Raw genomic sequence first — 15931 nt, 5'->3', positions numbered from 1 at the left:
TCAAAAATCCAAATCCATGTTCAAAAACCCCACTTTTATTTTCAATCCGTTTAACCCCACCCGATATCGACAAAACTCGCTACATTCATCTCCCAGCGCCCACACCAAAAAGAGACTTCCATCAAGAAGCCCCCCTCTTTATTGCAATTTCCCCGGAAATAAGTCGAACGATTTATCCAAGCATCTCGGAAATTAGCGCCAACTTCTTCTTCCGCTCACGGCGCGCAACCAGTGCCTGATCAATTGTAACCGCATGAAACCGAATCGTAGTAAGCGGACGGGCCTGTGCGATAAGATCCAGATCCATACTGATCACGGTACCGAGGGAAATAAACCCTCCGCCGCTCGTTGCGTCATTCAGCAGAACAATGATTTCCTCCTCATTGGGCACGAGAATGGCACCAATCGGATACGCCATGTCCACTACGCTGGCGAATCCCCCGCCTGAACCGAATGGAGGCGGAAACTCCTCGCTTGGAACAATCGCTCCCTTCATGCGCAACGCCACCCGGTCGGATTCCATCTGAGTGGTCCATTCACTGTTCAGGCACCCTGTCACTCCCTCATCAGTAATAAGGTCGCTCGTCAGACCCATCACCGCTCTCACGTTCACATGGTTTGAAAAAGCGGGAATATGCATATCGGGTAGCGATATGCCTGCCCTTTTAAAGGCACCAGGCAGCGGTTCACTAACCGCAACCTCGTCTCCTGCCGCCAGCCTCCTTCCCAAGTAACCTTCAAAGTCACTAAGCAAATAGGCCGAGCGGCTGCCCAGAACTTCCGGCAGCGAAAACCCTCCCGACACACATAAATAGGTATACACACCGGCTTTACTGCTGTGGTACGAAAACTCCAATAAATCTCCCTCAACAACCTTCACGGTCTCCCACATGGGAATCTCTTTTTGATTCAAAAGAACCCTGGCAGGCGCTCCAGTTACCGAAATAACCGTAGACTTCTCTACTTCAATAACCGGTCCGAGCAGAGTCATTTCAAGAGCCGCGCTATCCAGGGGGTTGCCGAGCAGTATGTTGCCAATCCTATAGGAAAACTTGTCCGCGGCACCTGAAGGAGGAACACCAAGGTGGTAAAACCCGTAGCGCCCATTGTCCTGAATCGTGGTTTTCAGTCCTGGTTTAATGATGTTGAACACATTAGAACCCCTCCATCATATTTTCAATATACGATCGCCCGCTCCTGACATAATCCTCTGCAGAAAAAGCTACTTCTTTAACCTTGTATCGATAGCTCTTTTCCTCTACTTGCTTTTTGATCGCCACAAACTCTTTCTCGTCAACAGATTTGAACTTCCACAGATCCCCCGGCCGGACCAGAATGATAGAAGACTTGAAATCTGACAGCTGCTGTTTCTGATCATAGACCGGAACGGCAGATGCCCCGATCAGCTGGTAGCTGCCGGGAGAAGAAAGGGGATAAATAACCGAAAACACACCCCCGATGCCGAGCGCGCCTTTTGGCGTATCTGTGCGCGGACTCGCATACTTTAGCGCATGGATGACCTCTTCTTTTGCCGGCCCAAGCGGATATGACCAGGTCAAGCCTGGGTTGAAGCCCAGCATAGTCACAAGATGCGGGTACTTGGAATGGGCCTCGATGAACCGCTCTTTATCACGGTAGCCATTGAGCTGCATCGTGTATTCAAAATCGGTAACATCCGCAGCGTCCTTCGGGTTACGGTCGCTGAACCTTCTGGAGAACTCGGCCGAAACCGGATCGTCATACCAGACAGGAACCTCGATCATCTTGCTTTGAAAATTGAGTTGGCCGATATCGCTTTTGGTTATATCGATGTCCTTCAGGTAATCAAGCAGGTCATACGGACTGACCACATCAGGATCATAGCGCACCAAATAGGAGGCATTGGCCGGATAGACCTCAATTACTCCCGGAATGTTTCTGTTCCGAACTTCATTCGTTATGGCCAGGGCTTTAAAATTGCTTTCCGCGTTCATCTCCCTGGAAATTTCGGCAACTATAAATTCGTCTCCGCTAAAATGAAAGCGGGTCTTTGGCAGGGTGAACAAATCGACATCCTCCTTACTTCGTAAAACGGGACATCCGCCTGCTGATGGTGGCAGGGCTGATTTTCAGTGCTTTGGCTGCATCCGCCGCTTTTCCGTATTTTTCCACAGCCATCTGAATCAACTGGTCTTCCAGCTGCTCAACGGCTTCCTTTAACGGGAGGATGCCTTCCACGACAACAGGCTGGGTCGGCAAATCGGTTGTTTTATAGAGCGCGTCATACACATCCTTGTGTTTGATTGCCTGCTCTTTCGTTGTGACCGCCAGGCGCTCGATCATGTTTTGCAGCTCACGTACATTGCCGGGCCAGCGGTAGCTTTCCAGCAAAAGAATGGCATCCCTGGACAAATTTTTCTCCATTCCGTATTTATCGTTCAACTGCTCCAAAAAGAAAAGAGATAGTGACACGATATCGTCCTTCCTTTCCCGGAGAGACGGAATTCTCATGGGAACAACATTTAGCCGGTAATACAGGTCCTCCCTGAATTTTTGCTCCTGCACGAGCTTTTTTATGTTGCGGTTCGTGGTGGCTATTACCCTGACGTCCACCTCAATCGGCGCGGTTCCGCCGACCCTGATGATCTCCCGCTCCTGAAGGGCGCGAAGAAGCTTCACCTGCATCAGCAGCGGCATCTCAGTGATTTCATCCAGCAGAAGCGTTCCGCCGTCAGCCAGCTCGAACATGCCTTTTTTGGAGTTCTGCGCCCCCGTGAACGCTCCTTTTTCATAGCCAAAAAGCTCGCTTTCCAGCAGGTTCTCCGGGATGGCCCCACAGTTGGTGCTCACAAACGGCTTTTCCTTTCGCTTGCTGTAGTAATGCAGATGCTGGGCGAAGACTTCCTTCCCGACACCTGACTCCCCCAGCAGCAGGATCGTGGAATCCACTCCGGCCACATGCTTCATCTCTTCCACCAGTTCCGTCATAGAGGAGGACCGGTAAATGAGCTGCTTTTTCGGTTTATGGCTGGCTGTGAATGGGGAATCTGCAGGCAGAACAGCTTCCTCATCCTTCCTGCTTTCCTTGTCCCGGGCGGTAATATCACGGGAGATGACAATCACCTTTTTAATCTTGTTTTTCTCATCCCATATCGGTGTGGCCGTTGACCAGATTTCATAGCCTTCATCCGTACGCTGAACAAGAGATACTTTTTTCTGCTGCTTGATGCATTGGTCTGCAATGTTCGGGGTGAACCGCCCGTCCTTTTCCAGTTGGAACACATTGGCGCCGATGATGTCTTCAGAGTTTTCAGCATCCCAAAAATGGCAGAGGAAAGAACCTGCAACCGTAACAATTGTTCCCTCTGCATCCACAGTAAGTATCTGTTCGTTGGATGAGGAATAGATGGCCTGCAGGTCCTCGTTCATTTCTTTAACAAAGGCGAGCTCACGCGCAATTTCCTCCAACTGCTCCTGCAGGAAAAAGACGTGAACCATTCCTTTAATACTATCCTTTTTGTAAATGGGCGAAAAATGGCCGCTCATCTGCTTGAAGTTAAAGGAGGACTTGACGTTTAAGAGACGCTTGCCCTCCAGTACCTCACTGAGATCCCGGTCAGTCTGGACCAGGGTCCGGTAATTGCGTTCCATTAAAAAGGTACGCGGCAGACCCATGATCGTTTCTGCTGTTTCATTCATGAACGTAATCCGAAAATTTTCGTCCGTCGTGATGATGCCGATCTGGGCATGATCCATGCTTTCGTTCATCTCGGTGAGCCGCTTCTCGTTGAGCAGACGCTCGGCCTCATCAGCGGTCGTATAGCCGGTGATTTCTTCTTGTTCATTCAGTCCCAGAAAAACCGAGCAATGGTAATAAAACTCCACTGCAGCATTTTCAGGCACCTTTAAAATGTCTGTCTTGCCTTCAACCGTCCGCTCAAAATCCGCCGGGGATTGAATGGCGTTCATCAAAGACAGCAAAGAAACATAGCCGGTGATTTCGCCTGCTTCATAAATAAAACCGATGGCGCTTTTGTTGGTGATAAGTTTGTTTACTACTTGGGAATTGGTCAGATCTTTATCCAATTTAATTGAAATCGGCTTCAGCAGGTTTCTCCACAGCACCACAGTCATTCCCCCTTGGCAAATTGCTTGGTCATCTTAATGTTATCACAATTGGCTGCCATTATTAGTTGGGGAATCACACAGAAAGAAGATTCAAAGGATTTCGCTGATCGGCTTGACCTCAATCTCGTTTTTCGTTAAGGCTTCTCTGATCTTCTGGGCAAGAACCGAAGCGCCCGGTGTATCGCCATGAATACAGATGGTTTCCGCTGTAAGAGAGGCGTCTTCATTCAAATGCGTGAGAACCTTTCCTTCCTTCACCATCCGCACCACGCGGTCAGCCATCCCGTCATAATCCTTAATCTCCGATCCGGCACGTGTCATAACGATAGACCCGGAAGCGGTATGCTCGCGATCCGCATACGTTTCCAGCGCGACGCGCATTCCCATTTTCCTGCCTACTTCCAAAACAGCAGAGTTATTGAGCGCGAAGACGATGAGCTCCGGGTTGATTTTGTACAACCCTTCCAATATCGCTTTGGCAATCGCCTCGTCTTCCATGGCCATCATGTACAGTGCGCCGTGCGGCTTGCAATGCTGCAGTTGTACGGAATGGTAAGCTGCAAATTCCCGAAGCGCGCCGGTCTGGTAGATCACGTAATCTCTTATCTCTTCCGGAGTAGCCTTCAGTGGGCGGCGTCCGAAACCGACTAAATCGGGAAAACCCGGATGGGCACCGATGGCAACCTCGTACTTTTTCGCAAGCTCGACCGTTTTCCTCATAATATGAGGATCGCCGCCGTGGTAGCCGCAGGCAATGTTGGCCGAAGTAATGTACTTCATCATCTCCTCATCATTGCCCATCTGATAGAGACCGTAGCTTTCTCCCATATCACAGTTTAAATCGACTGCAAGCATCCTCTCACCCTTTCTTAAACGTTTTGAAGCGTTAAGTGGTTTTCAACAAATTTCGTGGTATAGTTTCCGTCTCTAAACGCCTTGCTGTCCAGAATTTCCTGGAGCAGCGGCAGATTTGTCTTGATGCCCTGTACCTTAATCTCTTCAAGCACCTTCTTCATCTGTTCAATGGCGGCCTTCCGATCTTCTCCGAACGTAATAATTTTCCCGATCATCGGATCATAAAAAGGAGTCACCTTGTTTCCCTGCTCCACGCCAAAATCGAGACGTACCCCATCCTTTGGAAGCTCCAGCGTTTCCAGTGATCCCGGGGAAGGGAAAAAGGTTTTCGGGTCCTCCGCGTAAAGCCGGTTTTCGATCGCGTGGCCCTTTATTTTGATGTCATCCTGCTGAAGTACGAGAACTTCATTGGCAGCAATCTTGATCTGCAGCGCGACCAAGTCTACTCCCGTAATTTCCTCGGTAACCGGATGCTCGACCTGCAGTCTCGTATTCATCTCCAGGAAATAATAGTTTTGATGATCGTCAAAAATAAACTCCATCGTTCCGACATTCGTGTAGTTAATGTTTTGCGCTCCCTTTAGTGCCGTTTCGCAAAGCTCCGCGCGCAGCGCGTCATCCAGGAACGGTGAAGGGCTCTCTTCCAGTATTTTTTGGTTTCTGCGCTGGATGGAGCATTCCCGTTCGAACAGGTGAATTCCGTTTCCGTGCTGGTCGCACACTACCTGCACCTCAATATGCCGCGGGTTCTGTATCCATTTTTCCAAAAACAAGCTTCCGTCCCCGAAAAAGGAGTCGGCTTTTTTCATTGTGGATGCAAAGGCCTTCTTCAGTTCTTCTTCATCCCGGACGAGCTCCATGCCGATGCCGCCACCGCCTGCGCTCGCCTTCAGCATGAGCGGATAGCCAAGGGATTCCGCAACCGACAACGCTTCATCAAGGGATTCAAGCTTTCCGTTATAGCCCGGTACGATCGGCACACCCGCTTCATCCATCTTTTTACGGGCCTGAATCTTGTCCCCCATCATCGTCATCACTTCAGGCTGCGGACCAATAAAGCAGATGCCCTCTTCTTTACACCGCTCTGCAAACGCTGCATTTTCCGACAAAAACCCATAGCCCGGATGAATCGCATCTGCCTGCTTTTCCTTTGCGGCTTCAATGATTTTCTCTCCATCCAGATAGCTTTGTTTCGCCTGTGCAGGGCCAATCAGAACGCCATGATCCGCTTCTTTTACAAACGGAGCATCCTTATCCGCCTCAGAATAAACAGCGACCGTTTCGATCCCGAGCTCCCTGCATGTGCGCATGATCCTTCTCGCGATTTCCCCGCGGTTTGCAATTAACATACGATTAAAATATCCCACTTCTCCAGCCTCCTCTTTACATGGATGTTATTCGATGACTGCAATCTCCTGGCCGGCGTCTACCACATCTCCTTCTTCCGCCTTGAATGCTTTGACCGTTCCGTCTGCCGGAGCCGTCACCTCATAAAAGTTTTTCATGACCTCGATCAATCCGATGGTTTCCCCGGCCTTTACTTTTTGTCCTTCCTCCACATAGACCGGCTCATCCGGACTCGGTTTTCGGTAAAACACACCTGGCACTTCTGAAATTACTGCTTGTTCGCTCATCTTTTTTCCTCCGTTAACTAATGATTTGTTTGATTTCGTCCAGCTTTGCGTTGAGTTCTTTTCTCGCTTCAATCGCTTCATCCAGTGTAACTTCGACAAAACGGACGGTTTCATTGGATTTAATTTGTCCCATTTTATTTAAATCGGTGCTGATAATGGTAGCGATAGTCACATAACCGCCCCCTGTTACCGCGTCATGCAGCAGGGCAATCGGTTCAATCCCAGACGGAACCTGGATGGATCCGATCGGATAGCCCAAATCGGTCACATTGGAAGGATCGCTTCCTGCGCCAAACGGCTGCTTTCTCGGTACAAAATCAAGTGGCTCACCCTTGAACCGGTAGCCGACCCGGTTGGCATCCGGCGTAACCGTCCAGTCTATACTTAGAAACTTCCTCCGGGCCTCTTCTGTCAAACGGTAGCTGCACAGCCCCATGACCACCCGGATTTCGTTGCTTTTGCTGAACTTCATTCTTAGATAGACCGGAACAGCGGTCCCTTCCACAGGTGATGGGCCGGTTCGCTCTCCAATAGCGAGAACATCCCCTTTTTGAAGGGCGCGTCCTTCAAATCCTCCGATGCCGCACAGTGTGTATGTGGATCGGGATCCCATTTTCACAGGAACTTCAATCCCTCCGGCTACCGCAATATAAACGCGGGCTCCCTGCTTAACAAAATCAAACGAAAGAACATCGCCTTCGCGTATCGCCAGTGTTGTCCACAGCGGCACACATTGTCCGTTCACCTTCGGAGGAAACTCGCCGCCTGCAATCGCAATGACTGCGTCGGTCTGGAATTCAAGTTCGGGACCTAAATAGGTCGCTTCCAGGACCGCGGCATTTTCGTCATTCCCAACAAGCAGGTTGGCGGCCAGAAAGGAGAACTTGTCCATCGCACCGGATGGCGGCATGCCAAGCGCATAATATCCGTTTCGTCCATTATCCTGCACTGTCGTCTGCAATCCTGGTTTCAATACCTTAATCATGGTACAGCCTCCTCATCACCTTTTCTGCAAAAGCTTGCGGATCAGACATCACTTCTCCCGGTGTAAAGGAAAGTTCTTCGGTCTTATAGCGGAACGTTCCGGCTTCTACCTCTTGCCGGATCGAATCATACTCGTCTCTGTCAACATCACGGTATCTCAGGATATCCCCTTGACGAGGGAAAACCATCGATTCCTTAAAATCAGGCAGCTGCTGCTGAACATCGAGGATCGGTGCAGCCGCTGTTCCAAACAATTGATAGCCTCCCGCTCCCTGCACAGGGTAGATCACCGCAAACGCACCGCCAAAGCCAAAGGCCCGTTCTGGAGTAAAGGTACGAGGCGTTACATATTTGGGAACCTCAATCTGCTTTTCCTGGCTGGTCAGCTGAAACGTAAACGGCAGACCCGGCACAAATCCCACCATCGACACAAGAAATGGATAATCCACAATCGAGCGGATCAGGTCTTGCTTTGAATCAAATCCATTGATTCGTGCGCAATATTCCAAATCTGTTGAGTCGGGATCCTGATGGTTCTTTCTGAATCGCATCAAAGCTTCATGTGTCCACGGATCCTCAAAAAGAACGGGAACATCAATAACGCGCGACTCAATCGCAATATTTTCATAATCGGTAGTGGATGCTTCGAGCTTCTTTAATTTTTCAATGACCTCCTGCGGATGAATTACTTCCGGATTCAGCCGGATCATATAAGAAGCATTGCCGGGGCAGATATCCATAATGCCATCCAGCTTTTCCTCTGCCAGTCCATTGGTTATAGCCATTCCTTTAAACATGGCCTCTAAATTCATGGATTCCGACAACTCTACAAAAATAAACTCATCACCGCCAAGTTCATAGCGGGTCGAGGACGTTTTTTGCTCAGCCATCTTGCACCTCCCATGGTTAGTTAGCGTTCACCCACTATATGTTATGCAACTTTCGTGCCAACCCGGCAAAAAGGGAGGAAATCCGACTAAAGCGCTTACTTGATTGTCTTTTTAGAATTTTCTTATTTATTTTAGATCGAGCTGGTCTTTCATTTTTGAAATCTTAATTTCATTTTTGAAATTAAAGAAACAAAAAAAAAGAGCAGCCCACAGACTGCTCCCTTTTTAAACTAGCTATTAAAGACAGGCACCATTGCTTCTTTTCTCTCCAGCGCCTCGGATCCGAACGAATACTTGTTCTCCACAAACACTTGGTGCCATATCATGAAAGTCAGTACGGTCCAAAGCTTGCGGCTGTTGTCGCGCCGGCCTTCTTTATGATCCTTCAACATTTGAAACACGACGTTTTTATCAAACAAATAACCGGTTTCACTCTCTTCAATCAGTTCCGCCGCCCAGCTTACCCACTCGTTTCTCAGCCAGTGCCGGATAGGCACCGGAAAGCCCAGTTTTCGATTATAGAGCACCGAATTCGGCACCGTACCTTCCATCGCTTTGCGCAGTGCATACTTTGTTGTTTTTTCCGCAATGGTTTGAGACGGGTGCAGCCGGGATGCCACCTTGAACACTTCTTTATCCAGGAAAGGAACACGGAGCTCAAGGGAGTGGGCCATCGTCATTTTATCGGCCTTCACCAAAATGTCCCCCCGCAGCCATGTATGCATATCGATGTACTGCATTTTATGAACGTCATCATAATACTGCGCCTTCTGATAAAGAGGCTGCGTCACTTTTTGGAACGGCCATTTCTCGTTATAGCTCGTGAGAAGCCTTGCCTTTTCCTCTTCCAAAAAGATTTTTGCGTTGCCGATATACCGGTCTTCAATGTTCATGGCGCCCCGCTCTAAAAAGCTTTTGCCTTTCATCGCCTCGGGAAGAACATTGGCGATTTTTGGCAGCGCTCTGCGAAGCGGTGAAGGCAGATACCGGAAATGCCTCAGTGAATGGGGTTCATTGTAGATGGTGTATCCACCAAACAGTTCATCCGCGCCTTCCCCTGACAATACGACGGTCACATGCTTTCTCGCTTCTCTCGCTAAAAAGTAGAGCGGAACAGCTGCGGGATCGGCGACCGGCTCGTCCATGTGCCAGATGATTTTGGGGAGTTCCTTAAGAAACTCCTCCGGCTGAATGACGTAGTGGATGTTTTCAACATTTAGTTCTGAAGCGGTTTTTTTGGCGATATCAATTTCACTGAACCCTTCGCGTTCAAATCCAACCGTGAAGGTTTTCAGGGCATCGTGATGCTCTTTTGCGAGAGCGACAATGCTTGATGAATCAATCCCACCCGATAAAAATGCTCCCACCGGAACATCACTTCTCATATGCAGGCTGACCGAATCCCTCAATACATGGCGGATGTCTTGGATTGCTGCACCGAGCTCCTGGATTCTTGGCGTGAACTTCGGCTTCCAATACGATTTGATCTGCAGCTTCTGGCCGATTTTTTTCTTGAAATAATGGCCGGGCTCCAGGCGTTTAATCTTTTCTGACAGCGTATGAGGCTCGGGTACGAATTGATAGGTAAGATAGTGCTGCACACTTTCCCTGTCGAGCTCTCCGCCATCGGCCGCCAGAAGGATGCTCTTTTTTTCCGACGCGCAATATAGAAGGTCACGGTCTTCCAGATAAAAGAAGGGTTTGATGCCAAAGTGGTCTCTCGCACCGAAGAGCTCTTCTTCCTTCTTGTCCCAGATGACAAAGCTGAACATGCCCCTGAGATCGTCCAGTGCCGCTTCACGCTTATAGCTGTATAGCGCAACAATCACTTCGGAATCTGATTCTGTTTGAAATGTATAGCCCAGTTCCTGCAATTCCTCTCTTATTTCAATGAAGTTGTAGATTTCACCATTAAAAATCATCCAATACCGGTCATCTTCGTAACCGATTGGCTGTTTTCCGCTTTCAATATCAATGATGCTCAGCCTTCTGAAGCCAAAGAGCACATGATCATCAAAATAATAACCTGCATCATCCGGACCCCGGTGCCAGATGATCTTGGTCATATCTTTAAACTGCTCAATGTTTTGATCGATACTGTTCATTGGGGAATTGCTTAAGACACTGATAAAGCCGCACATTCAGAAAATCACACTTTCCTCATTTATTTGAGTAGACCGTTTCCTTCTTTCTCATGCATATGTAAAATCATTATTAACGAATTACAATTATGGGTTTTAATCCCACATAAGTATAAATAATTACACAATTCCAGTAAATAGGACGTAATAACCTGTGTTTTTAGTTTTATAGTTAAATAGTCTATGTTTATTTCGGTAACTAAAGTCGTGCTTCCCTGGTATAACAGGAATTTTTACATAAATAATACATTTATTGTAGCAATTCGCCCTAGTTAATTTCCGTGATAAAAGTTGTGTACTCACTATATTAGACGTGCAACTAATTGGAAAGTTTCACTATTTGAGCATTTTATTTCCTAAAATACAAAAAGGACCCTTGAAGAAAATCTTCAAAGGGTCCTGCTGAATGATTAGTTGCGGTTCGACACGATTTAGTTGCGGTACTCTTGACGATACTTGCGGTTCCGTAACTTTTAGTTGCGCTTCGACAAGACTTACTTGCGGTTCGACAAAGAATACTTGCATATCACGTCATTTTCATAACCCCGGCATGATTATTTTGTAATCAAATCCAGATCAACCGGCACAAACTTCTCTACTTTTTCTTTCTTGCTCACTTTTACAGCGGTTTGTACGGCCTCTGAACCGATCATGTCTGGCTTTTGGGCAACGGTTGCGGCCATTTTACCGTCTTTGATCGCTTTTTGCGCATCATCGGTTGCATCAAATCCGACGACAATAACATCTTTTAAGCCAGCAGCTTCCAGTGCCTGAAGTGCGCCAAGCGCCATTTCATCGTTGTGCGCGAATACGGCATCCACGTTCTTGTTGCCTTGAAGGATGTTTTCCATAACATTCAAGCCTTTGGCACGGTCAAAGCTTGCGGTTTGCTTCGCTGTAATTTTGATTCCCTTTTCTTTATCAACCGCTTTGTGGAAACCTTCTCCACGCTCACGTGCGGCAGAAGATCCGGAAATCCCTTCAAGCTCAACTACATTTCCTTTGCCTTTCAATTCCTTGGCGATATATTCGCCTGCCATTTTACCGCCTTCCACGTTATCTGAAGCGATATGGGAGACTACTTTTCCGCCTTCCGCACTGCGGTCCACCGTAATGACCGGAATGCCGGCGCTGTTTGCAGACTCAATCGCTGCGGAAATGGCTGCAGAGTCCGTCGGGTTCACAAGAAGCACGTCCACACCCTGCTGAACCAAATCCTCAATGTCATTGGCCTGTTTTGCCGAATCGTCCTGTGCATCCACTGACTTAAGCTGCACGCCTGCTTTTTTCGCTTCCTTCTGGGCGCCTTCTTTTAACGTAACGAAGAACGGGTTGTTAAGCGTGGAAATGGAAAGACCAATTTTTAGATCACCTTTGCCTTTTTTCTTGCTGTCACTATCAGATCCTGGTGCTTTTGTCGAACAGGCAGTCAAGAGCAAAGCCCCTACCAGCAATAGAACAAAACTTTTAACCATGGTTTTCATAAAAGTATTCCTCCTTATTTTGACTAAAAATTAAGCGGCTTTCTTGCGGTCGATCAGCACGGCGAGAAGGATGACTCCGCCTTTTACAACCTGCTGATAGAAGGATGAAACGTTTAACAGATTAAGCCCGTTGTTCAGCACACCGATGATAAGGGCACCGACCAGCGTTCCGAAAATCCATCCCCGGCCTCCGGACAGGCTCGTTCCGCCAAGCACAACCGCTGCGATCGCATCGAGTTCATATGCGGTACCCGCTGTAGGTTGTGCGGAATTCAGCCGGGATGTGAGGATGATTCCTGCAAAGGCTGAAAGCAAACCGGTGAGCGAGTAGATCATCACCTTGATGCGGTCAACTTTAATCCCCGACAGCAGTGAAGCCTCCTCGTTCCCTCCGATGGCGTACGTTCTTCTGCCAAAGGTCGTCTTTTTCAAAAGGAACCAAAGAACGGCGAAGGAAACCAGCATCCAGATGACCGGAATCGGGATCCCTGCGAAGTAACCCCGCCCCATCAGCACAAAGCTCATGTTATCAGACAGACCTGTGATCGGTTTTCCGTCGGTATACACAAGGGTCAGTCCGCGAAATACGGTCATGGTGGCAAGGGTTGCGATAAACGGCGCCACTTTTCCCTTCGTGATGATCAAACCATTGATGGCACCCATGACGGCTCCTGCCGCCAATCCGGCAAGCATGGCGAGTACCGGATCGGTGCCTCCCGCCATCAGTCCGGCCGTTATGGCTCCGGACAGTGCGAGCATCGACCCGACGGACAGGTCAATGCCTCCCGTCAGGATGACAAAGGTGAGTCCAAATGCAATCAACGCATTAATGGACACCTGCCGCAGCACGTTTAAAATGTTCGCCAATGTGAAAAACTGCGGACTTAAGATCGATAGAACGATTAAGATAATAGCCAATCCGATAAGCGGACCCAGTTTCTGAAAAATGCTGATTTTTCTTGTTGATGCAGACATTCTTACATCCCTCCTGTTGCAGCATGCATGATTTTCTCCTGATCGGCATCCTCACGCATTAAGATTTTGGCGATCTTCCCTTCATGAATGACAAGAATCCGGTCACTCATGCCAAGGATTTCGGGAAGCTCGGATGATACCATGATGATCGATACTCCCTGTTCGGTCAGTTCATTCATGATTTGATAGATTTCCTTCTTGGCGCCAACGTCGACTCCGCGCGTCGGCTCATCGAGAATGAGCACCTTCGGCTGATTATTAATCCATTTGCCGATGACAATTTTTTGCTGATTTCCTCCGCTCAGTGACTTGACGGTTTGTTCCCGCCCTGATGTTTTCACGTGAAGCCTTTTGATCAGCCGGTCTGTTTCTTCCTGTTCCGATTTCGCAGAAAGAATTCCATTTTTTGAGACCGCTTTCAAATTGGTGAGCGTGAAGTTTTCCCGGACGGTCATCCCGGTCACAAGCCCCTTGTCTTTGCGGTCCTCCGTGACAAAGGCCAGTCCTGCGGCAATCGCATCCGCTGGTTTGGAAATGTTCAAGCGCTGCCCGTCGAGATAAATGGTCCCGCGGTCCTTTTTCTTGTATCCGAAAAGGGCTTCCATGATTTCCGTCCGGCCCGCTCCCATCAATCCGGCGACGCCAAGGATTTCTCCCTGTTTGACATCAAAATGAATGTCGTTGAAGTGCTCGTTTCGCGACAGGTTTTCCACCCTGAGCCGCTCCGGTCCGACCGTGGCCTGCCGTTCCGGGAACCGTTCACCAAGCTCACGGCCGACCATCATCGAAACAATTTCATCGAAGTTCGTTTCACTGACTGTTTTTGTCCCGACAAAATTGCCGTCTCGCAGCACAGAGATCCGGTCACAAATCCGGAAGATTTCTTCCATGCGGTGAGAAATGTACACAATGCCCACGCCCTGATTTCTCAGTTTTTCTATGACCTCAAAAAGGGCTTCGATTTCCCTATCGGTGAGTGCGGCAGTCGGCTCGTCCATAATGATGCAGTCTGAATTGGTCTCGAGCACTTTTGCAATTTCAACCATCTGCTGCTGCCCGACGGACAGCTCGCCGGCGACCGCATCGGGATCGATATTCACTCCCAATGCCTCCAGTGCCTTTCTTGCCTGCTTCCGCATGGCCCCCGTCCGTAAAATGCCGCTTTTGCCGTAGGTCAGTTCTTTTCCGAGAAACAGATTTTCGGTGACGGTCAGATAAGGAATAATGTTCAGCTCCTGATGGACCACGCCGATTCCCATTTCTTCCGCTTCCTTCGGTGAGGAAAAATGAACCTCTTTTCCTTTCACCACCGCTGTTCCCTTGTCTCTCTGGTAGATGCCAGCCATAATTTTCATTAACGTTGATTTGCCGGCACCGTTTTCACCCATAAGAGCATGAACTTCTCCGGGCCTCACTTCAAAATTCACATTTTTTAATACATGTACCTCTGAAAACGATTTATAAATTCCGCTTAACTCAACAAGTGGTGTTTCATTCATCAGAAAATCACCCCCGCATGTAAAATAATGTTGGCGTAAGGTGTAGTTTCACCTGTACGGATGACGGCTTTCGCATTTTTCGTTAACTGCTTGAACGTTTCGTGTGGCACCATCAGTTGGTTGGCTGCCGGCACCGTGTCCAGAACTTGCTGGAGATACGTGCTGTTTTCCTGAAGTTCTTCGGCGAGCGTAACTTCTTCTGCCTCCATGTCATCCACGACAGCCTTCAAGGTTTCCAGAAAGCCTGGCGTTCCCATGGTCAGTGAGATGTCGATCCGCTTCACGCCGTCAGGAATCGGCAGCCCGCAGTCTGCGATCACGATGGTGTCTGTGTGCCCGAGCCGTGCAAGAACAGCCGCAATCTCGCTGTTCAGCATTCCGTGTTTTTTCAATTGCCTCACCTCTTTTTCGTGCTGTTTGTTGGGGGTTGATTTCCGTTCCAAAGGGCTCGCTTTCCACTTCAATCAACTAACCAAGATGATTATTTATTAGCGGCAATAAACCGCTCGACTTCCTCTTTTGTTGGCATGCCGGTCTGGGCACCGAGTTTTGTGACGGAAAGTGCGGCGATAGCGTTTCCGTACTGGCAGGCTTCCTGCAACGACAAGCCCTGGCTTAATCCCACGGCTAATCCGCCGTTAAACGAATCACCTGCTCCAGTCGTGTCCTTAACCTCAATTTTATAAGAAGGGATGTTTACTTCCTCATTGTCTTGGTAAAACATTAGGCCTTCCGATCCCCTGGTTACAATGATTTTGTCCTGAAGTGATGCTAAATCACGGCCCTGAAGCAGCAGTTCCAGCTCATGTTCATTGGGTGTGATATAGTCCGTCTGATCTAGTAGTTCTTCAGACAACTCCTGAATGGGAGCGGGGTTCAGGATGACCTTTACTCCGTTTTCCTTGGCGATGCTTACCGCCTTCTGCACGCTTTCCAGCGGTATTTCAAGCTGTACCAGCAGAAAATCACTTCCGGCAATGGCCTCCCGCTTCTTTTCCACCAACTCTGGAGTCACGCTATGGTTGGCTGCGGACACAACGATAATGCTGTTATCTCCCTCTGAAACAAGGATCGTGGCTGTTCCCGTAGAACCAGAAACCTGTTCCACATGAGTAACATCTACGCCTTGCTTGTTCAGATGATTCAGCAGCTCCGTTCCGAACACATCATCACCGACGCAGCCTACCATTCGGACATCGGCTCCAAGCTTAGCCGCTGCCACCGCCTGGTTGGCTCCCTTGCCTCCAGGTATGGTCCTGAATTCCTGGCCAAGAAGGGTTTCTCCCATTTTCGGCACTTTTTCTGAAAGAGTGACCAGATCCATGTTAATGCTGCCTACTACCGTGATCCTTGGTGCCATAT

General features: G+C 48.8%; 14 protein-coding genes. All 14 read right to left on the bottom strand.

Annotated features, from left to right (window positions below; genetic code table 11):
* Positions 1 to 172: 172 nt before the first annotated feature.
* The 14 genes from QYB97_RS05425 to rbsK all read right to left on the bottom strand — a co-directional run bounded on the left by QYB97_RS05425 (position 173) and on the right by rbsK (position 15929).
* The gene (locus tag QYB97_RS05425) at positions 173 to 1153 is read right to left on the bottom strand and encodes a 5-oxoprolinase subunit C family protein (RefSeq protein ID WP_301164960.1); all 981 of its coding nucleotides are present in this window, start codon (positions 1151 to 1153) and stop codon (positions 173 to 175) included.
* A 1-nt stretch (position 1154) separates the two neighbouring features.
* Entirely contained in the window at positions 1155 to 2045 is an 891-nt protein-coding gene (locus QYB97_RS05420; protein WP_301164959.1) for a 5-oxoprolinase subunit B family protein, read from the bottom strand.
* A 13-nt stretch (positions 2046 to 2058) separates the two neighbouring features.
* On the bottom strand, positions 2059 to 4113 hold the full coding sequence (locus tag QYB97_RS05415; protein ID WP_425589765.1) for a sigma 54-interacting transcriptional regulator: 2055 nt from the start codon (positions 4111 to 4113) through the stop codon (positions 2059 to 2061).
* An 84-nt stretch (positions 4114 to 4197) separates the two neighbouring features.
* Positions 4198 to 4962, bottom strand: coding sequence for a LamB/YcsF family protein (locus QYB97_RS05410; protein ID WP_301164957.1), 765 nt, complete (start codon positions 4960 to 4962; stop codon positions 4198 to 4200).
* A gap of 14 nt (positions 4963 to 4976) precedes the next feature.
* Positions 4977 to 6311 carry an acetyl-CoA carboxylase biotin carboxylase subunit gene (locus QYB97_RS05405; protein WP_301165301.1) on the bottom strand — a complete coding sequence of 445 codons (1335 nt, stop codon included), beginning with the start codon at positions 6309 to 6311 and terminating at the stop codon, positions 4977 to 4979.
* 45 nt (positions 6312 to 6356) lie between these two features.
* Positions 6357 to 6596 carry an acetyl-CoA carboxylase gene (locus tag QYB97_RS05400; protein WP_301164956.1) on the bottom strand — a complete coding sequence of 80 codons (240 nt, stop codon included), beginning with the start codon at positions 6594 to 6596 and terminating at the stop codon, positions 6357 to 6359.
* A 13-nt stretch (positions 6597 to 6609) separates the two neighbouring features.
* Positions 6610 to 7581 carry a 5-oxoprolinase subunit C family protein gene (locus QYB97_RS05395; RefSeq protein ID WP_301164955.1) on the bottom strand — a complete coding sequence of 324 codons (972 nt, stop codon included), beginning with the start codon at positions 7579 to 7581 and terminating at the stop codon, positions 6610 to 6612.
* On the bottom strand, positions 7574 to 8470 hold the full coding sequence (locus tag QYB97_RS05390; protein ID WP_301164954.1) for a 5-oxoprolinase subunit B family protein: 897 nt from the start codon (positions 8468 to 8470) through the stop codon (positions 7574 to 7576). The genes QYB97_RS05395 and QYB97_RS05390 overlap by 8 nt, the downstream gene beginning before the upstream one ends.
* Before the next feature lie 230 nt (positions 8471 to 8700).
* The gene (asnB, locus tag QYB97_RS05385; protein WP_301164953.1) at positions 8701 to 10611 is read right to left on the bottom strand and encodes an asparagine synthase (glutamine-hydrolyzing); all 1911 of its coding nucleotides are present in this window, start codon (positions 10609 to 10611) and stop codon (positions 8701 to 8703) included.
* A gap of 554 nt (positions 10612 to 11165) precedes the next feature.
* Entirely contained in the window at positions 11166 to 12095 is a 930-nt protein-coding gene (rbsB, locus tag QYB97_RS05380; protein ID WP_301164952.1) for a ribose ABC transporter substrate-binding protein RbsB, read from the bottom strand.
* Positions 12096 to 12125: 30 nt separating this feature from the next.
* A complete protein-coding gene (rbsC, locus tag QYB97_RS05375) occupies positions 12126 to 13070 on the bottom strand; it encodes a ribose ABC transporter permease (RefSeq protein WP_301164951.1) in 945 nt (314 codons plus the stop codon).
* Between the two features lie 2 nt (positions 13071 to 13072).
* Positions 13073 to 14569 carry a sugar ABC transporter ATP-binding protein gene (locus QYB97_RS05370; protein WP_301164950.1) on the bottom strand — a complete coding sequence of 499 codons (1497 nt, stop codon included), beginning with the start codon at positions 14567 to 14569 and terminating at the stop codon, positions 13073 to 13075.
* Positions 14569 to 14961, bottom strand: coding sequence for a D-ribose pyranase (rbsD, locus tag QYB97_RS05365; protein WP_301164949.1), 393 nt, complete (start codon positions 14959 to 14961; stop codon positions 14569 to 14571). The genes QYB97_RS05370 and rbsD overlap by 1 nt, the downstream gene beginning before the upstream one ends.
* A gap of 89 nt (positions 14962 to 15050) precedes the next feature.
* A complete protein-coding gene (rbsK, locus tag QYB97_RS05360; RefSeq protein ID WP_301164948.1) occupies positions 15051 to 15929 on the bottom strand; it encodes a ribokinase in 879 nt (292 codons plus the stop codon).
* Positions 15930 to 15931: the final 2 nt, after the last annotated feature.

Origin of the sequence: Fictibacillus fluitans (genome assembly GCF_030418125.1) — a bacterium.
Taxonomy (GTDB): domain Bacteria; phylum Bacillota; class Bacilli; order Bacillales; family Fictibacillaceae; genus Fictibacillus_C; species Fictibacillus_C fluitans.
The sequence above is the reverse complement of the archived record's forward strand: the minus strand, read 5'-3'. Positions and strand labels throughout refer to the sequence as shown.